Below are 23004 nucleotides of genomic sequence, written 5' to 3'. Positions count from 1 at the left end.
GGTTCCTTTAACCAGGGTTAACGAGAAAGGTCTGCAGCTCGGCGACGAAATCCTGCGGATTGGCCAGATGCGCGTTGTGGCCGGCCTGCGGCACGATGCGCAACGGCAACCCGGCGTCGCGCGCCAGCCGTTGAAATTTGGGATCGTTCTCACCGCACAGCACCCGCAGCGGCACGGTCAGTTGGCGCAGCTGCGGCGCCAGATAAGGCTGCCGCCCGAGCGAGGTGGCTTCGAGCATGTCGGCAATCGCCGGGCCGCTGTTGACCGAACGCGCGGCGATCAGCGCCTGGCGGTGCACATGGCTAAGCTCTTTGAACACCGGCTGCTGATACCAGTCCGCCAGGACTTCGGCAATCAGCTCACTGCGAAAACGCGCCGCCCATCGTGCATCCTGCTCGCAACGATCGCGGCGCTGTTGTTCGTCCTCCAGCCCCGGATTGCCACCCTCGACGATCACCCCTTGCAGGCCGTCATGGCGGCCGTGGCAAGCGTGATACATGGCGATGCGCCCGCCGAGCGAGTAGCCCACCAGCCAATAACGTTCAATATTGCGCAGTTGCAGGGTCGCGGCGATTTGCGCGCTGATGTCGTCGAAGCCGCGGCAGCCCACCGCCACGGAATCGCCGTGGCCGGGCAGATCGATGGCCAGCGACGGCCATTCCGGGCAGCGCGCGGCGATCACCCGCCATTCATTGTTGTTGCCGAGCAGGCCGTGCAGCCACACCAGCCACGGGCGGCCCGCTTCGCCCTGTTGCAAAATTCGCGTCGCCAGCATCATTGCACCGCCATCAGTTGTACCAGGTATTGCAGGCTTTCGGCCCCTTCACTCGGCGACACCTGCAGTTCTATCAGCGTGGCGCCGCCGCGCCGCCAGCCTTGCTCAACCGCTTGTTGCAGCTGGCTCCAGTTCTCCGGCCGCGCGTAGTCAAGCTGGAACATCGCCGCCGCATGGCTGAACTCGACGTTCTGCGGCATGCAGTAAAAGCGCTGACGATCTTCTTCGGGCGTCGGCAGCAGCGAGAAAATTTGGCCGCCGTTGTTATTGACGACGATCAGCACCGTCGGCGCCGAGCAGTGGCGCAGCAGCGCCAGCGCATTGAGGTCATACAGTGCGGAAAGGTCGCCCACCACCGCCAACGTTGGCCTGGCGGTGGCTCGTTGTACGCCGGCGGCGGTGGAAATCAGACCGTCGATACCGCTGGCGCCACGGTTGCTGAATACCGGGTAAGCGACGGGCAATGGCGTTAACGCGTCGATCAGTCGCACCACCAGGCTGTTGCCGAGAAACAGCTGGCCGTTCTCCGGCAACAGTTCCGGCAGGCGGTGCGCCAGCTGCGCTTCGCCAAAGTTATCGTACAGATGCGTGGACGCCGCCGTCAGCGCCTTATCCGCCAGCGCAGCCAGCCCGGCGGCCCACGGCGCGCGCGGTTGCGCCGGATGCTGCGCCAACCACTGCGCCACGCCGGCGCGCAGGCGCCGCCCCCGGTGCTGGGCCGGATCGAGCTGCCCCGGCAGCTCGTCGATGACCCAATACTCTTCCGGCCGGCACTGCGCCTGCCACTGCAGCAGGCGTTTGCCGGTCAAGCTGCCGCCGAACTGCACCACCAGCTGCGCGTCTTGCAACAGGCGCTGCGCCTGCGGATGCGCGAGCCATAAATCGGCACAGGGCAGCGGTTGCCCGGTCTGCGACAGTACATCGCCGATCAGTGGCCAACCCAGCGTTTCGGCCCATTCGGCCACCTGTGCGCCCTCTTGTGCGTTCATGCGGCCGGCGAGCACCACGCCGCGCTTTTGTCGCCAGAAATACCAGTCCGGCTGCGGCAATGGCACTGCATGCGTCTCGCTTTCCTGCAGCCAAGGCCGATCGCTCTGCCACCAGTCGCCCAGCGCGGCGGACCAATCGGCATAGTGACGCTCATCGCCGCCGTACAGCGGTTCGGCGAACGGGCAGTTGATATGCAAAGCGCCATGCTGCAAGCGCGCCATCGCGCTGTCGACGCTGGAGGCCAGCCACGCGGCCGGAATATCCGGCGTAGGACGCGGCAGATCGATCGCCAGCGTCGGGTGGCTGCTGTAGAGGCCGTTTTGACGGATCGCCTGATTGGCGCCGCAGTCGATCAGTTCCGGCGGCCGATCGGCGGTGAGAAACACCAGCCGTTCACCGGTCAGGCCGGCTTCGATTAAAGCCGGGTAAAGGTTCGCCGCCGCGGTGCCGGACGTGACGATCACCGCCACCGGCTCACGCGCCGCCTTCGCCAGCCCGAGTGCCAGATGACCGAGCCCGCGCTCATCAAAATGGGTATGGCAGATAAACGATCGGTTGGCCGCGGCGGCCAGCGTCAGCGGCGTGGAGCGCGATCCCGGAGCGATACAAACATGCCGCACCCCATGGCGGGCCAGCGCCTCGAGCAGCACAGCCGCCCACCGGCGATTAAAAACACTTGTCGACATAGTTCGCTCACAAGTCAGTTAGCAGAGATCGTCTCCGACGCAGCCGACAGACGCCGCGCCTGTAGTTACGCTCTGTATTATATGAGGTGTTATTTTCACGGCTTTTGCGCCAGCGCAAGAACGCCGTATATCCCTGGGTGTTTACACCAGATAATTATTTGATTTAGAACAAAAAACAAACAATAAACACACAAACACTTTACACTTGCGGCGGCGTCGGCTCAATCCGTCCATATAAAAACAAGGGAAATAGGGGTGCTCCAACGGCGGCTAGCGGGAAGTATAGGCGGGATAAGGAAAAGCTTTCGGTAAAACGGCGGAATGAACAACACAGTCTGAAGAAAAACACGGGGCGGCCTGCGCCGCCCCGATGGCATGGTTTATTTGCGAGCCAGCAACAATCCCAGCACCAGCCCGACGGTGGCGCCGATGCCCACGCTGTGCCAGGGTTTGTCCCGCACGTAGTCGTCGGTGCGGTGCACCGCTTCTTTGGCGCGCGCATAGTAAGATTCGCCGGTGTTCGCCCAGCGCGCCTTGACCTCACTCAGCGCCTGCTCGGCGTGCGACTTGATGTCGATGTAGGCCTGATCCGCGCGGTCGCCGGTGTATTGCAGCACTTCTTCCAGCGTCTCGGTCAGCATTCTCAGATCGTCATCCAGCGTAGTTTGCTCAGCATCCGTATGTCTTGCCATCGTGAGATCTCCGTGGTTGAAAAATTAAGCGTTCCTACACTATAGACAAGGATCGCCGCCTGCGGCCATCGGACTTTTACCCTAAAACACCAATTGCACCTTGGCAGCCTGGCGTTTATCGCCGGCAAACGTCAGCGCCTGCGCCAACTGCCCGCTGGCGAATTCCGCCGACAGCAACGGCAGCGGATCGATCACGCCGTCGGCCAGCCAGGCCACCGCCAACGCGAACTCCGCCACGAAGCGGAACGATCCAAGCAGATTCAGTTCCTTGGCAATCAACAACATCAGCGGAAAATCGGGGAAGCTGCCGCCCATGCCCACCTGCACCACAGTGCCTTTGGCGCAGGTGATCTCCAGACAGCGCTGCAGCGACTGCGGGTGCCCCGCCACTTCGAAGGCGACGTCAAAATACCCCTTGTCCTGCAGATAACCGCTAAAATCGTCGTCCGCGGCATGCAGGCACCGATCGGCCCCCATTTGCCTCGCGATCGCCAGGCAGCGCGGACTGAGATCGGCGCAGACAATCTCGGCGGCGCCCAGCGCTTTCAGCGCCGCCACCAGCAGGCAGCCGATCGGGCCAACGCCGGACACGAAAATCTTTTTCCCCGTCACATCGCCGGGCTGCTTCGCCGCGTGGACAGCCACCGCCAGCGGTTCGGCGAACACCATTACCCTGTCGTCGCGATCGGCGGCGTAAGGAATGCACTGCGCGCTATCCACCACTTTGTATTGGGTAAAAGCGCCGTCGACGTGCGGAAAATACATCGCGCTGCCGAAAAAGCGCATCTCGACGCATTGATTGCTTTGCTGCGCCAGACAGTATTTGCACTGCCCGCAGGGTTTGCTGGGATTGAGCGCTACCTTCTGCCCGACCGGCAGCTGCGGCGAATCGCTGGCGACCACCTCACCGATCACCTCATGGCCCAGCACCATCGGCTGACGCACCTGAAAATTGCCGACCTTGCCTTCCTGGAAGTAATGCAGATCCGAGCCGCAGATGCCGCCGCGGCTGATTTTTACCAGCGTTCCCTGCCCCCGATAATCCACTTCTTGCGCGATCACCGCCACGTCTCGCTTGCCATTGACCACGCAGGACTGGGTTTGAATTTTCATCTCCAGACTCCACGAAAAAAGATTACACCGCCGCAGACATGCCGCCATCGACAAACAGCAACTGCCCGTTGACGAAGGCGGAGGCGTCGGCGGCCAGGAACACCGCCGCGCCGATCAACTCCTGAGGATCGCCCCAGCGCGCGGCAGGCGTGCGTTGGGTCAGCCAGGCGGTGAATGCCGGATCGTCGGCCAGCGCCTGCGTCATCTCGGTTTTGAAGTAGCCGGGGGCGATGCCGTTGACCTGAATGTTGTAGCGCGCCAGCTCCACGCACATGCCGCGCGTCAGCATTTTCACCGCGCCCTTGGACGCCGCATAAGGGGTAATGGTGTCCCGCCCCAGCTCGCTTTGCATCGAACCGATATTGATTATCTTGCCGCGCCGGCGCGGCACCATATAACGCGCTACGGTCTGCGACACGATGAAGACCGCCTTCTGGTTGACGGCGATGATGTCGTCCCAATCTTGCTCCGGAAATTCGGTGAACGGGTGGCGGCGCTGGATACCGGCGTTGTTGATCAAGACGTCTATCGCGCCGATGTCCGCTTCGATACGGTCGATGGCGGCATGCACCGCCTGGGAGTCGGTGACGTCGAACGCCGCCGCATCGGCGCGCAGCCCCTCTTCACGCAGGCGATCGGCGGCGTGCCGGGCATGTTCTTCGGTGGTGGCATTGATCAGAATATGCGCGCCTTGCTGTGCCAGGCCGCGCGCCAGCAGAAAACCAATGCCGCGCGAGGCACCAGTGATTAAGACGGTTTTGTTATCCAGAGAAAACAGGTTGTGCATGGTGATTCCCGGCCTTCAGGCCTCCAATCGGACAGACCTCTATCTCAGCCGATTGTTACCGGTAAAAACGTGATGGGAATCACTGAAAATAATGTTACGAAACCCTGTTACTTTTAACGTGATCTCACGCAATCCCTACAGGAAGAGTCAATACCTATCCCTTTTAAAATAGACAATTTTCAACAGCGTTACCGTCCTGGTTATCAGGAGATACTGCCGCACAGCGGCGCGGCAGCAACTCACTCGGCGGCACCGTTTGAGCCGGCATTCGGGTCCATCGGCGGCGTAGCGCGGGCTTTATCGCTGCGTGCCGCCCACCACAGACCGCTGTTTTTCATCGCATAGCCGAACAGCAGGCCCACCAGCAGGGAAAGCGTCACCAGCGGCCAATCGCCGCCGCCGGCGAAGGTCGCACAGGCGCCGATAAAGGTGCCGGGTACGAATCCCAGCCACTGCTGTTTAGCCTGAATGCACATCAGGAACGCCACGATGCCGGTCAGCAGATACCCCAGCAGATTCCACTGCGGCGCCAGTTCGCTGCCGTGGATGATCGCCATTGCCCAGAAGACGCCGCTGCAGCAGGTCAACGCGCCGATCAACAGCCCTTTCAGTCCGCCCTGCGGGCAGGCGAAATACGCCGTGCAGCCGAGAAAGCCGGCCCAACCGATCAGGCCCAAACTGACGGCAACCCACCCCCAAACGCCGGACAGGATCCCGGTGGTGACGGCAATGGCGAAAAGAACGTTCATAAAGTGACCTGCAGCAAAAAGAAAGCGCGCAGTTTACCCGAAAACAGGCCAATTTATGCGATGAAAATCACACTATAAATGTAATTAAAGAATCATTAATTATAAAAAATAGATATTCATCACAAAGTAATTAGCGAGGGAACCCCACCCGGGACGTCTTCCATGCCAACAACAGGCACACCACGGTGCTGCCCAGGAACAGCAAATGGGTTGCCTGATTCAGATCGACGCGATCGACCACCACGCCCAGCAAGATCGGCACCCAGTTGGCGATATAAGCGATAACGTAAAACAGCGAAAGCAAGCGCGCATGGCTGGTCGGCGGCGAAATCAGGTTCACCAGGGTCGCGCTGCCGACGAAAATGGCGCCATAAGCATAGCCGGCCACCACCAGCCCCACCGCCGCCAGCCCAAGAGAATGCCACTGGATCGCCATGGTGAACACCACTGCCGCCAGCACCTGCGCCAGGCAACCGAACAACAGCGAATGACGGGCGTTAACGCGGCGGCTCAGGATCTGGCTGATACCGGCGATCAGCAGATACACCGCAATCGCATAGCCAAAGACGCCACGAGCGTGCAGGCCTAACAGCGTTTCCGCCACGCCGGGGCCGATTGCCAAAATACTGGCGGCCAGCGCCCAACAGATAAATAAAGCCCCTGCACACACAAAGAATTTACCGCCGGTGGCGCGCAAGCCATCGAGCAGCGAGCTTTTTTCTGTCTCGGCCGACGTAACATGGCTCGGCGCCGTAACCACGCCACGCGGCCACGAGAACATCACGCCCAACGCAGCCACGGCGGCCATGACCATGATGAAAACAAATGGCAGCGTCGTGGGATGGAAACCGGTCTGCAAGGCGATGCCGCTGAAGATCGGGCCCAGCGCCAATCCGGTGGTGAATGACAGCGTCGCGATCAACGCCGCATTTTTGCCGCCGTCGCGCGGCCCAAACCGCACCAACGCGATGTTCGCCGCGCCGGTTAGCGCCCCGGTGCCCACCCCGGCCAACAGCCGCGCCATCAGCATCATGGCAAAGGTATCAGCCTGCGCGAACAGCAGGGCGCCGCTCAACACCACCAGCAATGCCGGCACGATCATACTGCGTAAATCCTTTACTTTGCCGGCCAGATTGCCGACGCCGAACAAAGAGATCAGCACGCCGGCGGCATAGGCGCCGTAGATGACGGTCAGACTGACCGAGCTTAGCGTAAGCTGCTGCTGATACAGCGGATAAAGCGGCGTCGGCGCGCTGCTGTTCAGCAATGCCGACATCAAAGCCAGCGCCAGGAACAATAAAATTGTCCTGCCCGACGCCTGAGCATTTTGCGGCGCCGCAATCTGGCTGGCGGTATTTTCTGACATGTTTCAACTCCCAAAGACGGCAGACGGCGGCCTGCCGTCGACATTTTCCTCACCCGGCCTGCCGGGAACGGCGCTTATCATAGCGTTCCGGCGACGGGCGAAGTATCGTCAAGAATGAATCACCCTGATGCATTCTTGCATCACCAGAGAAATAACCGCCGATGTGCAGCCCGCTAACCGTCTTTCTCTCCCCCCGGGCAGAACAACGCTTTATGATAGAAACCGTTATTGTTCGCCTGGCTCGGCCTGTGCCCCACGGCGCCGACAAATCTGCAGAGAGGAAATGGCATGATGAATTGGGACGACGCGCGCTTCTTTTTGGCCGTCGCACGCTGTGGCACGCTACGCAAAGCCGCCAACCAGCTGCATGTCGATCAGGCGACCGTCGGTCGACGGCTTTCCGCTTTCGAAGACGCTCTCGGTTCCAAGCTGTTTATCCGCACGCCGAAATCCTTCGCCCTCAGCCCGTTGGGGGAAGAAATGCTGGCGGACGTGATGAAGATGGAGAATGCGGTGCAGGCGATCAACCGCAAAGCCGCCAGCGGCGATGACAGCCTGCACGGCCACGTGAGCATCGCCACCACCGATACCCTGGCCGAAGCCTTCGTGATACCCGCGCTGCAAGATCTGCGGGAACGCTATCCGGCCATCACCGTCACGCTGCTGACGGCGGTCAACATCGCCGATATTTCTTACCACGGCGCAGATCTGGCGATCCGCGGCGCCCGTCCCGATGACGATGAGCTGATCATCAAACGGTTAGCCACCATCGAAATGGGCCTGTATGCCACTCAGCACTATTTGGCGCGGCGCGGCATGCCGGTCAAAGGCGAGCAGTTGCGCGGCCACGATCTGCTGATGTTCCCGCGCGAGCTGGTGCCGCGCCACTGGAACAATTTCTGCGGCGAGGCTCTGCACGAGCCCAACGTCGTGCTGCAATGCAATTCACAGCTGCTGCTGCGCTCCGCCACTCGCAGCGGGCTGGGCATCGGCCTGCTCTCCGCGTTTCTGGCGGATAAAGACCCGGAGCTGGTGCGCCTGTTGCCAGAGAATAAAGACTGGGTGGATATCTGGCTGGTGCTGCATCCCGATTTGCAGCGTGCCGCCCGCGTGCGCGCGGTGGTGCAGGCGCTGGAAACGTCGTTTAGCGCCCATTACGGCTAAGTGCCGTTTCTCCATAAAAAAAGGCCGCCGAAGCGACCTTTTTACCGTCTGAAGCGTTATCAGAAGGTCGGCTGCGCCATCTGCACCAGCGAAATCAGCGGCTGCGGATAAACCCCCAACAGCAGCACCAGCGCGGCGGAGATCAGCACCACGACGCCACCGGCGGTCAACGCCCAGTTGTTCGGGGTGTCGCGCTGCAGCGATTCCGGCGCGCTGAGGAACAGGCTGACAGTCACGCGCAGGTAGTAGTACAGGCCAATGGCGCTGCCTACCACGACTGCTCCGGTCAGCCACCACAGGTGTGCGCTGACGCCCATCGCGATCACGAAGAACTTACCGATAAAGCCCAGCGTCATCGGGATACCGGCCAGCGACAGCATCATCACCGTCATTACCGCGGACAAGATTGGCTTATGCCAGAACAGACCACGGTAAGAGAACAGCGAATCCGCATCCGGGCCGCGGTACGGGCTGGACATCAGGCTGACCACGCCGAAGGCGCCCAGGCTGCTGAACAGGTAACCGGCCAGGTAAACGCCGGCGGTTTCCAGCGACAGCTGATGGGTTTGCACCGCAATCAGCGCCACCAGCAGGTAGCCCAGGTGAGCGATCGACGAGTAGCCCAGCAGACGCTTGATGTTGGTCTGGCTGATGGCCATCAGGTTACCGAACAAGATAGAGCAGAACGCGATGATCGACAGCACCAGGCGCAGCGCTTCGTTGTCGGCGGCTGGGGCATACAGGAACAGACGCATCACGACCGCGAAGATCGCAATCTTGCTGGCGGTTGCCAGGAAGGTCGAGACCGGCGCAGGCGCGCCCTGATACACGTCCGGCGTCCACAGTTGGAACGGCACCAGCGACAGCTTGAAGCCCAGACCGACGATCATCATGCCCATACCGGCCAGGATCAGCGGCTGGTGCATCATGTTTTCCTGCAGGCTCTTGCCGAGGCCGGCCAGCGACAGATCGCCGGATTCAGCGTACAGCAGCGCCATGCCGAACAGCAGGAACGACGACGCGGCGGCGGACAGCAGCATGTACTTGATGGCAGCTTCCAGCGGGCGCTTCTGACGATAGGCATAACCCACCAGGCCGAACAGCGGCAGCGAGATCAGCTCGATACCGATGAACAGTGAAGCCAGATGGTTGGCGCTCGCCAGCAGGATGCCGCCCATGGCGGCGATCAGCACCAGCAAGTAGAACTCTTCGCGGTTATCCGGATAGCCGACCAGCCACGGATAGGCGAAGGTGCAGGTCGCCAGACTCGCCAGCAGCACCAGCCCGGTGTAGAACATCGAGTAGCCGTCAACCCGCAGCAGCGGGGTGACGTCCATTGGGCCTGCCTGGCCGACAAAGTACAGCGAAAGCAGCGCCAGGTTGAGACCGATCACGGTCAGGGTGGCGTTGATAAAGTGGTCGCGTCGCCACGCAATGCCTAGCATCACAACCACCACCGTCAATCCGACGATCAACAGCGGCAGCAGTGCGATCAGTTGTTGAGGAGTTATTGTCATGGCGAATTACGGCCTTGTTGTTGAAATTGCTGAAACTGACGAACCAAACCAGTGTTGCACGTTGCTCATCGCCGCGTTGGAAGTATCCAGAATCGGCTGCGGGTAAACCCCCAGCAGAACCAGCAACACCACCAGCAGCAGAATGATGAACAATTCGCGCGCGGTCATGCCCTGCAGCGGCTGGTCTGACTTAGGCGCACCGTAGTAAGCGCGCTGCATCATGATCAGCGAGTAAACCGAAGCGAACACCAGACCGAAGGTGGAGATCACGGTGATCACCGGCACCACCTGGTAGCTGCCGAACAGAATCATGAATTCACCGACGAAGTTACCGGTACCCGGCATACCCAGCGTAGCCACGGCGAAGAACAGCGACAGCGCAGGGATGAACTTGATACGCCCCCACAGGCCGCCCATCTGACGCATGTCACGGGTGTGCAGACGCTCATACAGCTGGCCGCAGATAATAAACATACCGGCGGCGGACAGACCGTGCGCGATCATCTGGATCACGGCACCCTGGTAAGCCAGCTGGCTGCCGGTGTAGATGGCAATCAGCACGAAGCCCATGTGCGATACCGAGGTGTAGGCGATAAGACGCTTGATGTCAGTCTGCGCGAACGCCATCCAGGCGCCGTAGAAGATGCCGATCACGCCCAGCCACATGGCGATTGGCGCGAACTCGTGCGAAGCCTCAGGGAACAGCGGCAGGCTGAAACGCAGCAGGCCGTAGGCCGCGGTTTTCAGCAAGATGCCCGCCAGGTCGACGGAACCTGCGGTCGGTGCCTGGCTGTGCGCGTCCGGCAACCAGCCGTGCAGCGGCACCACCGGCATTTTCACCGCGAAGGCGATGAAGAAGCCCAGCATCAGCAGATATTGCACGTTGTGGGACATCGGCGTTTGCAGCAGGTCTTCGTAATCGAAGGTCCACACGCCGGTGGCGTTGTAATGCACGAACACCAGGCCCAGGATCGCAATCAGCATCACCAGACCGCTGGCCTGGGTGTAGATGAAGAACTTGGTCGCCGCGGTGATACGGGTTTTACCGTCCGACGCTTTGTGCCCCCACAGCGCGATCAGGAAGTACATCGGCACCAACATCATTTCCCAGAAGAAGAAGAACAGGAACATGTCGATGGCGAGGAACACACCGATAACGCCGCCCAGGATCCACAGCAGGTTGAGGTGGAAGAAGCCCTGATACTTCTGGATTTCACGCCAGGAACAGAGGATCGCCAGAACGCCCAGCAGACCGGTCAACACCACCATCAGCAGCGACAGACCGTCCAGCGCCAGGTGGATGGAGATGCCGAAGCGCGGGATCCACGGCAGCAGGAATTCGCTCTGCCACTGCGGAATGCCTTTCGGCGTGGTCAAGGTATAGCCGCCCTGCATCCACAACTGCAGAGAGAGCGCCAACGTCAGCCCCATTGCGATCAGCGCTATCCAGCGCGGCACCTTAGTACCGAAGCGCTCAAGCTGCCAGCACAGCAGACCGCCGATAAAGGGGATAAGAATTAGCCAAGGTAATAGCATGGCGTTTTGTGTCCCTTATACGAATAATTTCAAACTTTGTACGTAGCGCCTGCCCGGCGCTACGCCCGAAAAATGCGTCTGTTTAAATTATTCAATTAAACCAAAATCAACAGAGCCAATACGACCACTGCACCCACACCCATAGACGCTATATACCAACGCACCTGACCGTTCTCGCTCACCGTCAGACCGCGGTTCCCCCAGCGGGAGAAGACGGCCGGCAGGTTCATCAGCGAGTTCAGCGGATCGCGCTGCAGCAGCTTCGCAATGCCCAGGTACGGCTTGACGAACACTTTGTCATACAGCCAGTCGAAGCCCCAGGCATGGAACCACCAGGTCGAGAAGAAACGACCCGGCGCGCTGTTGGCGATGCTGTTGACCAGGCTGCGTTTGCCCAGCCACAGCGCGGCCGCCAGCAGAATGCCGACGATAGCCACCACGCCGGAGGTGATTTCCAGCGTCAGCACGCTGCCGTGCGCCAGCTCGGTGGTCTCCGGCAGCACGCCCTGCAACGGCGGCACGATCATCGCGCCGACGAAGGTGGACAGCACCAGCAGAACCAGCAGTGGCAAGTGGTGAGTGATGCCTTTACCGGCATGCGCTTTGATTTTCTCTTCGCCATGGAACACGATGAAAATCATACGGAAGGTGTACAGCGAGGTCATGAACGCACCGACCAGGCCGGCCACCATCAGGTTGATGTGGCCGTTGGCCATCGCACCCGCCAGGATCTCGTCCTTACTGAAGAAGCCGGCCGTGACCAGCGGCAACGCAGACAGCGCCGCGCCGCCCACCAGGAAGCAGACGTACACCAGCGGGATGCTCTTGCGCAAACCGCCCATCTTGAAGATGTTTTGCTCGTGGTGGCAAGCCAGGATCACCGAACCGGACGACAGGAACAGCAGCGCCTTGAAGAACGCGTGGGTCATCAGGTGGAAGATCGCCGCGTCCCATGCCTGCACGCCCAGCGCCAGGAACATGTAACCGATCTGGCTCATGGTGGAGTAAGCGAGCACGCGCTTGATGTCGGTCTGCACCAGCGCGGCGAAGCCGGCCAGCAGCAGAGTGACCGCACCGACGATGCCCACCAGGTGCAGCACTTCCGGCGCCATCAGGAACAGGCCGTGCGTACGGGCGATCAGATAGACGCCCGCGGTCACCATGGTCGCCGCGTGGATCAGTGCGGAAACCGGGGTTGGGCCCGCCATCGCGTCCGCCAACCAGGTTTGCAACGGCAGCTGCGCCGATTTACCGACCGCGCCGCCCAGCAGCATCAGGGTCGCCCAGGTGATGGCCGTGTCGCCCACCGCCAGTTTCTGCGGCGCCAGGATCATCAGCTCGCGGATGTTCAGCGTGCCCAGCTCGTTGTAGAGGATGAACAGCGCGAACGCCAGGAACACGTCGCCCACGCGGGTGACGATAAAGGCTTTCATCGCCGCCGCGCCGTTGGCCGGATCTTTATAGTAGAAACCGATCAACAGGTAGCTGCACAGGCCCACGCCTTCCCAACCCAGATACATCAGCAGCAGGTTGTCCGCCAGCACCAATACCACCATGCTGGCGATAAACAGGTTGGTGTAAGCGAAGAAGCGCGAATAGCCCTCTTCACCGCGCATGTACCAGGAAGCGAACATGTGGATGAAGAAGCCGACGCCGGTGACCACCGATAGCATGGTCAGCGACAGGCCGTCCAGCACCAGGGTCACGCCGATATTGAAGTTGCCGACGGCCATCCAGGTCCACAGGCTTTGCTCGAACAGCTGCACGCCGGCGGCTTTCTGGGCGAAGAAATCCATCGCCACATACACCGTGACCAGCGCAGCCAGGCCGATAGAGCCCACGCCGACGGTGGCCGCCGTGTTTTCAGACCAACGACCGCGGGAAAATGCCAACAGCAGGAACCCGATCAGCGGTAGCAGAATTGTTAAATATAATAGGTTCATCCGCGCATCTCACTGACAGTATCAATATTCAGGGTATGACGACGACGGTAGAGCTGCAGCAGCAGCGCCAGGCCGATACTGGCCTCGGCTGCCGCCAGGCTGATCGCCAGGATGTACATCACCTGCCCGTCCGCCTGGCCCCAGTAGCTTCCCGCCACGATAAACGCCAACGCCGCAGCGTTGATCATCACTTCCAGGCTGATCAGCATAAACAGCAGGTTGCGGCGCACCAGCAGCCCGGTCAGCCCGAGCACAAACAGGATAGCCGCCAGGATCAGGCCGTGTTGAAGAGGGATCATGCTTGCTCCTCCGATTTTCTTCTCGCCATTTCGCCACTCGCCGGCGCGTTGCTCAGCACCTCGCCAGGCTTGTGCTCGCGGCCGATATGGAAGGCGACAACCAGACCCGCCAACAGCAGCATTGAAGCCAGCTCAACCGCCAGTACGTAAGGCCCGAACAGGCTGATACCCACCGCCTTCGCGTCGACCATCTCACCGCTGATACCCTGATCGGATATGCTGCGGATCGCGACGATCAATACCACCAGCAGCGCCAGCGACAGCAGGCCAGGCCCGATCCACACCGTCGGCTTCATCCAGTCGCGCTCTTGCTGCTGCACGTTGCCGAGGTTCAGCATCATCACCACGAACACGAACAGCACCATGATGGCGCCCGCATAGACGATGATTTCCAACGCGGCGGCAAAGTAGGCGCCGAGAGAGAAGAAGACTGCCGAGATCGCCAGTAACGAGACGATCAGATACAGCAGCGCATGCACAGGGTTGGTATGGGTGATCACGCGAATCGTCGCGGCCACCGCAATCAAACCTGCCAGATAAAATGCAATTTCCATGCTTGCTGGCTCCTTAGGGCAACAGACCTTTGACGTCGATCGGTTTGGCTTCGTTTTCGGCTTCGCCTTTGGCTTTGCCGTCAATCGCCATACCGGCCATCCGGTAGAAGTTATATTCCGGATATTTACCCGGCCCCGAGATCAACAGATCTTCTTTTTCGTACACCAGATCCTGACGCTTGTACTCACCCAGTTCGAAATCCGGCGTCAGCTGGATAGCGGTAGTCGGGCAAGCCTCTTCGCACAGGCCACAGAAAATGCAGCGCGAGAAGTTGATGCGGAAGAACTCCGGATACCAACGGCCGTCTTTCTGTTCCGCTTTTTGCAGCGAGATACAGCCGACCGGGCAGGCCACCGCACACAGGTTACAGGCGACGCAGCGCTCTTCGCCGTCCGGATCGCGCGTCAGCACGATGCGGCCACGGTAGCGCGGCGGCAGGTAAACCGGTTCTTCCGGATACATCTGGGTTTCGCGCTTGGCGAAGGCATGCATGCCAATCATCCAAATGCTGCGCACCTGGGTGCCGAAACCAACCACTAACTCTTTCAATGTCATGGTTTATTCACCCCTTATTGAGCGTTGTACAAAATGACCGCGGCGGTTGCCAGCAGGTTCAGCAGCGTCAGCGGCAGGCACACTTTCCAGCCGAAGGACATCACCTGGTCATAACGCGGACGCGGCAGCGCGGCACGGATCAGGATGAACATCATCATGAAGAAGGCCGTTTTCAACGCGAACCAGATGAATGGCGGCAGGAACGGACCCTGCCAGCCGCCGAAGAACAACGTCACAATCAGGGCAGACACGGTGACGATACCGATGTATTCCCCCACGAAGAACAGACCGAACTTCATGCCGGAATATTCGATGTGGTAACCGTCGGCCAGTTCCTGCTCGGCTTCCGGCTGGTCAAACGGGTGACGGTGGCACACCGCCACGCCGGCGATCGCGAAGGTCACGAAGCCAAAGAACTGCGGAATGACGTTCCAGACGTGCGCCTGGGATTCAACGATGGCCTGCATGTTGAACGAATCCGCCTGCATCACCACGCCCATCAGCGACAGGCCGATGAACACTTCGTAGCTCAGGGTTTGCGCGGAGGCGCGCATCGCGCCCAACAGCGAGTATTTGTTGTTGCTCGACCATCCGGCGAACAGCACGGCGTACACCGCCAGGCCGGCCATCATCAGGAAGAACAGAATACCAATGTTGAGATCGGACACCGCCCAGGTCGGGCTGACCGGAACGATGGCAAATGCCAGCAACAGGGAAGTAAAGGCGATCATCGGCGCCAGGGTGAAGATCACCCGGTCGGAGAATCTCGGTACCCAGTCTTCCTTGAAGAACATTTTGATCATGTCGGCGACCAGCTGCAGCGAGCCGCCCCAACCTACGCGGTTCGGTCCGTAGCGGTTCTGGAACAGGCCGAGCAGGCGGCGTTCGCCGAAGCTCATGAATGCCCCGCACGCCACGACCACCAACAGGATCACGACCGCTTTAAGAATGGCGATCAGAATGTCGATCACCTCAGGGGTAAACCAGCTCATCGTGCCGCCTCCCGCAGATTGTCTACCTTAGCACCCACCAAGATCGGCGGGATCCCTGGCAAGCCGAGCGGCAAACCAACCTGGCCCTGGGTCAGGGTTTCACTCAGACGCACCGGCAGACGCAAGGTCTGGCCCGCGCAGCTGAACTCCACCAGGCTGCCCGCGTTGACGCCAAGCGTCGCCGCGTCGGCCGGGTTGACCATCACGTAGGCTTCTGGCATGCGCTGCTGGATCACGTGAGAGCGCTGCGACATTTCATCGCTGCCGAACAGGTGGTAGTAAGGCGCGACACGCCAGCCGTCGTTCGGATTGAAGGCGGCTGGCACGCGGTCGAAGTAACCGAGGCTGCCCTCCCCCGCTTCGATCAGGCGCACGCCCGGATCGCCGTGGCGCAGTTTGCCGCCCACTTCGGCCTGGAACTTGTTCCATGCCTGCGGTGAGTTCCAGCCTGGCGCCCAGGCGAACGGGATCTGCTGACGATCGGCCAGCGGGCTGTTATTCCCTTCCATCGAGAAGGCGAACATGGTGTCTTTATCCTGCGGCTGACGCGGCTCGTGCACGCTGATGTTGGCGCGCATGGCGGTACGGCCGCTGGAACGGTGCGGCGAACGCGCCAGCTTCTGACCGCGAATGCGGAACGTCGCGTCCGGCGCGGCATCGACGATGCCCTGCAGCTGCGGCAATGCGGCGACGCAAGCGGCGATCACGTCATCGAGCTGGGTCCAGTCCACGTGGCGGCTGGTGTAGGTGGAGTGCAGCGAGTGCATCCAGCGCCAGCTTTCCAGCATCACGGTGAACTGATTTTTCTTGGCGTCGTCATAGTAAGCCGGATCGTATACCTGGAAGAAGCGCTGCGCGCGGCCTTCCTGGTTGATCAGCGTACCGTCGCTCTCGGCGAAGCTGGCCGAGGAGAGGATCAGGTTGGCTTTGTCCATGATCGCGGTGCGCTGGTGGTCGGCGACGATCAGGTTGTTGACCTTGGCCAACGCTGCGTCCACCTGCGCCGCCGGCGCATGACGATAGAGATCGTTTTCCATCACGATGGCGGTGTCGGCTGCGCCACTCGCCAGCTGTTCCAGCGCTTGATCGAGCGAACCGCCGCCGATCATCGCCAGGCCCATGCTGTTGGCAGCGCCCGCCACGAAGGTGATGCCGACATCGGAACCGCGGCCCTTCAACGCTTTGGCGATGTTGGCCGCCGCTTCGATGATGGCTTCGCTGCCGGCGTTGCTGCCGGTCACGATAAGCGGTTTGCGTGCGCCGGTCAGCGCCTGCACGATGATATCGACTTTCTTGTTCAGGCCGTCGGCCAGATCGTTCACCGCCGGCGCTGCGCTATCCAGCGCGTGCGCGATGGCGAAGCCGAAGCGTGCCTGCTCGTCCACCGGCGCGCGGTAGTTCCAGGCGGCAATGTCGTCCAGGCGGGTGTTGTCGACGTTGGTGGTGAACAGCGGGTACTTGGCGTGCTGACCGATGTTCTGCACCGCCGCGATCTGCCAGTCGGCAACACGTTGCGCCGCCGCCATCGCGCGAGCTTTCCCCTTGACGGCCTGGCGCACGGACAGCGCGATACGCGCACCGGTTTGCGTCAGGTCTTCGCCCAGCACCAGCACCGCGTCGTAATCTTCGATCTCACGCAGCGCCGGCGTATGGACGCCGCCGTTTTTCAGCACGTTCAGCATCAGCGCCAGGCGTGATTGCTCCGCCTGAGCGATACCGGTGTAGTAGTTCTCGGCGCCGACCAGCTCGCGCAGTGCGAAGTTGCTTTCCAGGCTGGCGCGCGGGGAGCCGATGCCGATGGTTTTCTTCGCCTGACGCAGGATGTCCGCCGCGCCCTGCATCGCCTGCTCGGCGTTCAGGGTGATCCAGTCATCGCCGCGCAGCTGCTGCGGTTGACGCGGACGATCTTTCTGGTTGACGTAGCCGTAACCGAAACGACCTCGGTCGCACAGGAAGTAGTGGTTCACGCTGCCGTTGTAACGGTTTTCGATACGGCGCAGCTCGCCATAGCGTTCGCCCGGGCTGGTGTTACAGCCGATGCTGCACTGCTGGCAAATGCTCGGCGCGAACTGCATGTCCCATTTACGGTTGTAGCGTTCGGAGTGCGTTTTGTCGGTGAATACGCCGGTCGGGCACACTTCCACCAGGTTGCCGGAGAACTCGCTTTCCAGCGTGCCGCTTTCCGGGCGACCGAAGTAGACGTTGTCGTGCGCGCCGTACACGCCGAAGTCGGTGCCGTCCGCATAGTCTTTGTAGTAACGCACGCAGCGGTAGCAGGCGATGCAGCGGTTCATCTCGTGCGAGATAAACGGCCCCAGCTCCTGGTTGTTGTGGGTACGCTTGGTGAAGCGGTAGCGGCGGAAGCTGTGGCCGGTCATTACCGTCATATCCTGCAGGTGACAGTTACCGCCTTCTTCACAGACCGGGCAATCGTGCGGGTGGTTGGTCATCAACCACTCGACCACGCTTTCACGGAACTGCTTCGCTTCGCCGTCATCGATGGAGATGAAGGTGCCATCGGATGCCGGGGTCATACAGGACATCACCAAACGGCCGCGCGTATCTTCCGCGTTTTGGTATTGCTTTACCGCACATTGGCGGCAAGCGCCGACGCTTCCCAGCGCCGGATGCCAGCAAAAGTAAGGAATATCAAGGCCGAGGGAAAGACAAGCCTGCAGCAGGTTGTCCGCCCCGTCTACCTCATACTCTTTGCCGTCTACATGAATCGTAGCCATAGTCAGCATGCTTCCAAGTGGCCTGCCTTGCGGCAGGCGTTAATCAAAAATTCTGGCCGTGTTCGGGCGAGTTCGGCTTACCAGCGCTGCTTCAGCAGATTGTTCGGCTGAATGCCGCCAATCGCATGGGCGTTGCCGAAGTGCTGCACGGCGATACCCGCCTCGAACTCTTCACGGAAATATTTAATCGCGCTTTGCAGTGGCTCTACGGCACCTGGCGCGTGGGCGCAGAAGGTTTTGCCCGGGCCGAGGGAGCGGCACAGCTGTTCGAGGGTTTCGATATCCCCCGGCTGCCCTTCGCCGTTTTCCAACGCACGCAGGATCTTCACGCTCCACGGCAGGCCGTCGCGGCATGGCGTACACCAGCCGCAGGACTCGCGGGCGAAGAACTCTTCCAGGTTACGCACCAGCGGCACCATGCCGATCTCGTGGTCTACCGCCATCGCCAGCGCGGTGCCGAGACGGCTGCCGGCTTTGCCGATCGCGCCGTATTCCATCGGCAGGTCGAGGTGATCGGCGGTCAGGAAGTCGGTGCCCGCGCCGCCCGGCTGCCAGGCTTTGAAACGCAGACCGTCGCGCATGCCGCCGGCGTAGTCTTCCAGGATCTCGCGCGCGGTAGTGCCGAACGGCAGCTCCCAGACGCCCGGATTTTTCACCCGGCCGGAGAAGCCCATCAGCTTGGTGCCTTTGTCTTCACTGCCGGAGATGCCGGTGTACCACTCCACGCCGTTCGCCAAAATGGCCGGCACGTTGCACAGCGTTTCGACGTTGTTGACACAGGTCGGCTTGCCCCAGACGCCGGCACTGGCCGGGAATGGCGGCTTGGAACGCGGGTTGGCGCGGCGGCCTTCCAGCGAGTTGATCAGCGCAGTTTCTTCGCCGCAGATGTAACGGCCGGCGCCGGTGTGCACGATCAGCTCGAAATCAAATCCGGTGCCGAGAATGTTCTTGCCCAGATAGCCGGCTTCGGTGGCTTCCGCGATGGCGCGACGCAGATGCGCCGCTGCTTCGATATATTCGCCGCGCAGGAAGATGTAACCGCGGTAGGCTTTCAGCGCGAACGCGGAGATCAGCATGCCTTCCACCAGCAGGTGCGGCAGCTGCTCCATCAGCAGACGGTCTTTATAGGTGCCCGGCTCCATCTCATCGGCGTTACACAGCAGGTAACGGATGTTCATGGATTCGTCCTTCGGCATCAGGCTCCACTTCAAACCGGTGGAGAAGCCCGCGCCGCCGCGGCCCTTCAGCCCGGAATCTTTCACCAGGCTGACGATCTCGTCCGGGGCCAGGCCTTTGAGGGCCTTTTCTGCGCCGGCATAGCCGTTTTTGCTGCGGTATTCGTCCAGCCACAGCGGCTGCTTGTCATCGCGCAGACGCCAGGTCAGCGGATGCGTTTCGGGAGTGCGTACAATGTGCTTGGTCATTGATACTGCTCCAGTAGCGTCTCGATATCTTCAGGCTTCAACTGACTGTGAGTGTCCTCATCAATCATCATGGTCGGCCCTTTATCGCAGTTGCCCAGACAGCAGGTCGGCAGCAGCGTGAAGCGGCCATCAAAAGTGGTTTGACCCGGCTTGATGTTCAGCTTCTTCTCGATAGCGGCCTGAATGCCCTGGTAACCGGTGATGTGACAAACAACGCTGTCACAATAACGGATCACGTGACGTCCTACTGGCTGACGGAAAATCTGGCTGTAGAACGTGGCCACGCCTTCTACGTCGCTGGCGGGGATGCCCAGCACTTCCGCGATGGCGTAAATCGCACCGTCCGGAACCCAGCCGCGCTGCTTCTGCACAATTTTCAGTGCTTCGATGGAAGCGGCGCGCGGATCCTCGTAATGGTGCTTTTCGTGCTCGATCGCATCACGTTCTTCCGCGCTCAGTACAAATGCATCAACGCCGCTCTGAGGAGCGGCTGCATTGATGGGCTCGAGCGCATCGTTGACTGCGTGATTGTCTTTTTGATCATGCATAGTTAGCGGTCCACATCTGACATTACAAAATCGATACTACCCAGATAGACGATCAGGTCGGAAACCAGGCTGCCTCGGATGACCGATGGGATCTGCTGCAGGTGCGCAAAGCTCGGCGTACGTACCCGGGTGCGGTAGCTCATGGTGCTGCCGTCGCTGGTCAGGTAGTAGCTGTTGATCCCTTTGGTGGCTTCAATCATCTGGAATGATTCGTTGGCTGGCATCACCGGGCCCCAGGAAACCTGCAGGAAGTGGGTGATCAGCGTTTCAATGTGCTGCAGCGTGCGCTCTTTCGGCGGCGGCGTGGTCAGCGGGTGATCGGCCTTGAACGGACCTTCCGGCATGTTGTTCAGGCACTGTTCGAGGATGCGCAGGCTCTGGCGCAGCTCTTCCACCTTCAGCATCACGCGGGTGTAGCAGTCGCTGTTGCCGTCGCCCACTGGCACTTCGAAGTCGAAGTTCTCATAGCCGGAGTAAGGACGCCATTTACGCACGTCGAACTCAACGCCGGTAGCACGCAGGCCGGCACCGGTCACACCCCACTCCAGCGCTTCCTTGGCGTTGTAAGACGCTACGCCGATGGAACGGCCTTTCAGGATGCTGTTCTTCAGCGCCGCTTTCACGTAAGAATCCAGACGTTTCGGCATCCAGTCGAGGAATTCACGCAGCAGGCGATCCCAACCGCGCGGCAGATCGTGCGCGACGCCGCCGATGCGGAACCAGGCCGGGTGCATACGGAAGCCGGTGATCGCTTCCACCAGATCGTAGATTTTCTGACGGTCGGTAAAGGCGAAGAACACCGGGGTCATCGCGCCGACGTCCTGAATGAAGGTGGAGATATACAGCAGGTGGCTGTTGATACGGAACAGCTCGGACAGCATCACGCGGATAGTGTCGACGCGCTCAGGCACCTTAATGCCGGCCAGCTTCTCGACCGCCAGCACGTAAGGCATTTCGTTCACGCAGCCGCCGAGATACTCGATGCGGTCGGTGTACGGAATGTAGCTGTGCCAGGATTGACGCTCGCCCATCTTCTCGGCGCCGCGGTGGTGATAACCGATGTCCGGCACGCAGTCGACGATCTCTTCGCCGTCCAGCTGCAGAATGATGCGGAACGCACCGTGCGCAGACGGGTGGTTCGGGCCGAGGTTGAGGAACATGAAGTCTTCGTTCTCGGTGCCGCGCTTCATGCCCCAGTCTTCCGGCTTGAAGGTCAGCGCTTCCATCTCCAGATCTTCTTTCTGCTTGGTCAGCACGAAAGGATCGAATTCGGTGGCGCGCGCCGGGTAGTCCTTGCGCAGCGGGTGCCCTTCCCAGGTCTGCGGCATCATGATGCGCGACAGGTGCGGGTGGCCGTCGAAGGTGATGCCGAACATTTCCCAGGTTTCGCGCTCATACCAGTTGGCGTTCGGGAATACCTTGGTCGCCGTGGGCACGTGCAGGTCTTTTTCAGACAGCGCCACCTTCAGCATGATGTCGCGGTTGCGCTCGATGGAAATCAGATGGTAGAAAACGGAGAAATCCGCAGCGGGCAGGCCGTCGCGGTGGGTGCGAAGACGTTCGTCCACGCCATGCAGATCGAACAGCATGACATACGGCTTCGGCTGTTTTCTCAGGAACGTCATTACTTCCAGTAACTGGTCAGGTTTAACCCATACCACGGGCATGCCGGTACGGGTGGCCTGAACAGTAAAGGCTTCCGGCCCAAAACGGTTGCGCAGTTCGCCGATCACCGGGTCGTCAAGGTGATCTCGGGTCTGCCAGGCAGGCAAGGCGTCGTGCGTCGTCAAATCTGTCATAATTTTTTTTCACCACACTAAAGGGTTATTCGCCGCAAGTTTCACTTTTCGCTGTGTTAACCAATAGCGCACTAAGATGGACGTTAAATGAACGTCTTAAATCTCGTCAGGCGTCCGGAGGTTGGTCACCGCGATGCGCTCGCCGTGTTTACGCTCTCTTTCAGACTGCATATTGGCGCGGTAAACGCCCTGATCGCCGACAACCCACGACAGCGGGCGACGTTCTTTGCCGATAGATTCCTGCAGCAGCATCAGCGCTTGCATGTAGGCTTCCGGACGCGGTGGGCAGCCGGGAATGTACACGTCGACCGGCAGGAACTTGTCCACGCCCTGCACCACGGAATAGATGTCGTACATACCACCGGAGTTGGCGCAGGCGCCCATCGAGATCACCCACTTCGGTTCCAGCATCTGCTCGTACAGGCGCTGGATGACCGGGGCCATCTTGGTGAAACAGGTACCGGCCACCACCATCAGGTCAGCCTGACGCGGGGAGGCGCGCAACACTTCCGCACCGAAACGCGCCACGTCGTGAACGGCGGTAAACGACGTCACCATCTCCACGTAACAGCACGAAAGGCCGAAGTTATACGGCCAAATAGAGTTTTTACGCCCCCAGTTCACCATGTCATGCAGCGCATGTTCGAGTTTACCCATGTAAACCGTGCGGTGGACCTGTTGTTCCAGGGGATCGGCGACGATCTCCTGTTTTTGCAGGGGATAACGGTCGTTCTCACCGTTCGGGTCTATGCGGGTGAGCGTATAGTCCATCTTAATGC

20 protein-coding genes are annotated in these 23004 nt (G+C 60.5%); 1 reads left to right on the top strand and 19 read right to left on the bottom strand.

Annotated elements, in window-relative coordinates; genetic code table 11:
- Positions 1-7: 7 nt before the first annotated feature.
- From menH to ACJ8J5_RS01030, 7 genes are all read right to left on the bottom strand, one after another.
- Positions 8-778, bottom strand: a complete 771-nt coding sequence (gene menH, locus ACJ8J5_RS01060; RefSeq protein ID WP_043136534.1) for a 2-succinyl-6-hydroxy-2,4-cyclohexadiene-1-carboxylate synthase — start codon at positions 776-778, stop codon at positions 8-10.
- Positions 775-2451 carry a 2-succinyl-5-enolpyruvyl-6-hydroxy-3-cyclohexene-1-carboxylic-acid synthase gene (gene menD / locus ACJ8J5_RS01055; protein ID WP_197781011.1) on the bottom strand — a complete coding sequence of 559 codons (1677 nt, stop codon included), beginning with the start codon at positions 2449-2451 and terminating at the stop codon, positions 775-777. Before menD ends, menH begins: the two co-directional genes overlap by 4 nt.
- A gap of 380 nt (positions 2452-2831) precedes the next feature.
- Positions 2832-3143 carry a stress response protein ElaB gene (elaB, locus tag ACJ8J5_RS01050; protein ID WP_025303653.1) on the bottom strand — a complete coding sequence of 104 codons (312 nt, stop codon included), beginning with the start codon at positions 3141-3143 and terminating at the stop codon, positions 2832-2834.
- An 81-nt stretch (positions 3144-3224) separates the two neighbouring features.
- Positions 3225-4256, bottom strand: coding sequence for an L-idonate 5-dehydrogenase (gene idnD / locus ACJ8J5_RS01045; RefSeq protein ID WP_043136539.1), 1032 nt, complete (start codon positions 4254-4256; stop codon positions 3225-3227).
- Positions 4257-4278: 22 nt separating this feature from the next.
- Positions 4279-5043, bottom strand: coding sequence for a gluconate 5-dehydrogenase (idnO, locus tag ACJ8J5_RS01040; protein WP_025303655.1), 765 nt, complete (start codon positions 5041-5043; stop codon positions 4279-4281).
- Positions 5044-5282: 239 nt separating this feature from the next.
- Positions 5283-5792 carry a DUF1097 domain-containing protein gene (locus ACJ8J5_RS01035; protein WP_025303656.1) on the bottom strand — a complete coding sequence of 170 codons (510 nt, stop codon included), beginning with the start codon at positions 5790-5792 and terminating at the stop codon, positions 5283-5285.
- A gap of 130 nt (positions 5793-5922) precedes the next feature.
- Positions 5923-7158, bottom strand: a complete 1236-nt coding sequence (locus tag ACJ8J5_RS01030; RefSeq protein WP_025303657.1) for an MFS transporter — start codon at positions 7156-7158, stop codon at positions 5923-5925.
- A 288-nt stretch (positions 7159-7446) separates the two neighbouring features.
- Between ACJ8J5_RS01030 and ACJ8J5_RS01025 the strand changes: the two genes are divergently transcribed.
- The gene (locus ACJ8J5_RS01025) at positions 7447-8322 is read left to right on the top strand and encodes a LysR family transcriptional regulator (RefSeq protein WP_060433709.1); all 876 of its coding nucleotides are present in this window, start codon (positions 7447-7449) and stop codon (positions 8320-8322) included.
- A gap of 59 nt (positions 8323-8381) precedes the next feature.
- Here ACJ8J5_RS01025 and nuoN read toward each other — a convergent pair whose 3' ends face one another.
- The 12 genes from nuoN to ACJ8J5_RS00965 all read right to left on the bottom strand — a co-directional run bounded on the left by nuoN (position 8382) and on the right by ACJ8J5_RS00965 (position 22996).
- Positions 8382-9839: an NADH-quinone oxidoreductase subunit NuoN gene (gene nuoN / locus ACJ8J5_RS01020; RefSeq protein WP_025303659.1), complete on the bottom strand. Its 1458-nt coding sequence runs from the start codon at positions 9837-9839 to the stop codon at positions 8382-8384.
- A gap of 6 nt (positions 9840-9845) precedes the next feature.
- Complete coding sequence (nuoM, locus tag ACJ8J5_RS01015) at positions 9846-11375, bottom strand: NADH-quinone oxidoreductase subunit M (RefSeq protein ID WP_025303660.1); 1530 nt, start codon at positions 11373-11375, stop codon at positions 9846-9848.
- A 95-nt stretch (positions 11376-11470) separates the two neighbouring features.
- A complete protein-coding gene (nuoL, locus tag ACJ8J5_RS01010) occupies positions 11471-13318 on the bottom strand; it encodes an NADH-quinone oxidoreductase subunit L (protein ID WP_015378577.1) in 1848 nt (615 codons plus the stop codon).
- Positions 13315-13617 (bottom strand): NADH-quinone oxidoreductase subunit NuoK, encoded by a 303-nt coding sequence (gene nuoK, locus ACJ8J5_RS01005; RefSeq protein ID WP_004936014.1) that lies wholly within the window; start codon positions 13615-13617, stop codon positions 13315-13317. Before nuoK ends, nuoL begins: the two co-directional genes overlap by 4 nt.
- The gene (gene nuoJ / locus ACJ8J5_RS01000; RefSeq protein ID WP_414105058.1) at positions 13614-14171 is read right to left on the bottom strand and encodes an NADH-quinone oxidoreductase subunit J; all 558 of its coding nucleotides are present in this window, start codon (positions 14169-14171) and stop codon (positions 13614-13616) included. The genes nuoK and nuoJ overlap by 4 nt, the downstream gene beginning before the upstream one ends.
- Before the next feature lie 13 nt (positions 14172-14184).
- The gene (gene nuoI, locus ACJ8J5_RS00995; RefSeq protein WP_025160170.1) at positions 14185-14727 is read right to left on the bottom strand and encodes an NADH-quinone oxidoreductase subunit NuoI; all 543 of its coding nucleotides are present in this window, start codon (positions 14725-14727) and stop codon (positions 14185-14187) included.
- Between the two features lie 14 nt (positions 14728-14741).
- Positions 14742-15719 (bottom strand): NADH-quinone oxidoreductase subunit NuoH, encoded by a 978-nt coding sequence (gene nuoH, locus ACJ8J5_RS00990; protein WP_004936022.1) that lies wholly within the window; start codon positions 15717-15719, stop codon positions 14742-14744.
- A complete protein-coding gene (gene nuoG, locus ACJ8J5_RS00985) occupies positions 15716-18454 on the bottom strand; it encodes an NADH-quinone oxidoreductase subunit NuoG (protein WP_004936025.1) in 2739 nt (912 codons plus the stop codon). The genes nuoH and nuoG overlap by 4 nt, the downstream gene beginning before the upstream one ends.
- 77 nt (positions 18455-18531) lie before the next feature.
- Positions 18532-19878, bottom strand: coding sequence for an NADH-quinone oxidoreductase subunit NuoF (gene nuoF / locus ACJ8J5_RS00980; RefSeq protein ID WP_004936030.1), 1347 nt, complete (start codon positions 19876-19878; stop codon positions 18532-18534).
- A complete protein-coding gene (gene nuoE, locus ACJ8J5_RS00975) occupies positions 19875-20426 on the bottom strand; it encodes an NADH-quinone oxidoreductase subunit NuoE (RefSeq protein ID WP_004936034.1) in 552 nt (183 codons plus the stop codon). Before nuoE ends, nuoF begins: the two co-directional genes overlap by 4 nt.
- Before the next feature lie 2 nt (positions 20427-20428).
- The gene (gene nuoC / locus ACJ8J5_RS00970) at positions 20429-22225 is read right to left on the bottom strand and encodes an NADH-quinone oxidoreductase subunit C/D (RefSeq protein ID WP_025303662.1); all 1797 of its coding nucleotides are present in this window, start codon (positions 22223-22225) and stop codon (positions 20429-20431) included.
- A gap of 96 nt (positions 22226-22321) precedes the next feature.
- Positions 22322-22996 (bottom strand): NuoB/complex I 20 kDa subunit family protein, encoded by a 675-nt coding sequence (locus tag ACJ8J5_RS00965; protein ID WP_004936039.1) that lies wholly within the window; start codon positions 22994-22996, stop codon positions 22322-22324.
- Positions 22997-23004: the final 8 nt, after the last annotated feature.

It is taken from the genome of Serratia sp. CY43202, from assembly GCF_052168755.1.
GTDB classification, from domain to species: Bacteria; Pseudomonadota; Gammaproteobacteria; order Enterobacterales; family Enterobacteriaceae; genus Serratia; species Serratia bockelmannii.
This window is presented reverse-complemented; position numbering and strand designations above follow the sequence as displayed.

Excerpts from the sequence above, each read along its gene's own strand:
- nuoJ (WP_414105058.1), bottom strand. The coding sequence starts at position 14,171 with ATGGAAATTGCATTTTATCTGGCAGGTTTGATTGCGGTGGCCGCGACG.
- nuoM (WP_025303660.1), bottom strand. The coding sequence starts at position 11,375 with ATGCTATTACCTTGGCTAATTCTTATCCCCTTTATCGGCGGTCTGCTG.
- ACJ8J5_RS01030 (WP_025303657.1), bottom strand. The coding sequence starts at position 7,158 with ATGTCAGAAAATACCGCCAGCCAGATTGCGGCGCCGCAAAATGCTCAG.
- elaB (WP_025303653.1), bottom strand. The coding sequence starts at position 3,143 with ATGGCAAGACATACGGATGCTGAGCAAACTACGCTGGATGACGATCTG.
- nuoL (WP_015378577.1), bottom strand. The coding sequence starts at position 13,318 with ATGAACCTATTATATTTAACAATTCTGCTACCGCTGATCGGGTTCCTG.
- nuoG (WP_004936025.1), bottom strand. The coding sequence starts at position 18,454 with ATGGCTACGATTCATGTAGACGGCAAAGAGTATGAGGTAGACGGGGCG.
- nuoK (WP_004936014.1), bottom strand. The coding sequence starts at position 13,617 with ATGATCCCTCTTCAACACGGCCTGATCCTGGCGGCTATCCTGTTTGTG.
- nuoN (WP_025303659.1), bottom strand. The coding sequence starts at position 9,839 with ATGACAATAACTCCTCAACAACTGATCGCACTGCTGCCGCTGTTGATC.
- menD (WP_197781011.1), bottom strand. The coding sequence starts at position 2,451 with ATGTCGACAAGTGTTTTTAATCGCCGGTGGGCGGCTGTGCTGCTCGAG.
- nuoC (WP_025303662.1), bottom strand. The coding sequence starts at position 22,225 with ATGACAGATTTGACGACGCACGACGCCTTGCCTGCCTGGCAGACCCGA.
- idnD (WP_043136539.1), bottom strand. The coding sequence starts at position 4,256 with ATGAAAATTCAAACCCAGTCCTGCGTGGTCAATGGCAAGCGAGACGTG.
- idnO (WP_025303655.1), bottom strand. The coding sequence starts at position 5,043 with ATGCACAACCTGTTTTCTCTGGATAACAAAACCGTCTTAATCACTGGT.
- ACJ8J5_RS01025 (WP_060433709.1), top strand. The coding sequence starts at position 7,447 with ATGATGAATTGGGACGACGCGCGCTTCTTTTTGGCCGTCGCACGCTGT.
- ACJ8J5_RS00965 (WP_004936039.1), bottom strand. The coding sequence starts at position 22,996 with ATGGACTATACGCTCACCCGCATAGACCCGAACGGTGAGAACGACCGT.
- nuoH (WP_004936022.1), bottom strand. The coding sequence starts at position 15,719 with ATGAGCTGGTTTACCCCTGAGGTGATCGACATTCTGATCGCCATTCTT.
- ACJ8J5_RS01035 (WP_025303656.1), bottom strand. The coding sequence starts at position 5,792 with ATGAACGTTCTTTTCGCCATTGCCGTCACCACCGGGATCCTGTCCGGC.
- nuoI (WP_025160170.1), bottom strand. The coding sequence starts at position 14,727 with ATGACATTGAAAGAGTTAGTGGTTGGTTTCGGCACCCAGGTGCGCAGC.
- nuoF (WP_004936030.1), bottom strand. The coding sequence starts at position 19,878 with ATGACCAAGCACATTGTACGCACTCCCGAAACGCATCCGCTGACCTGG.
- menH (WP_043136534.1), bottom strand. The coding sequence starts at position 778 with ATGATGCTGGCGACGCGAATTTTGCAACAGGGCGAAGCGGGCCGCCCG.
- nuoE (WP_004936034.1), bottom strand. The coding sequence starts at position 20,426 with ATGCATGATCAAAAAGACAATCACGCAGTCAACGATGCGCTCGAGCCC.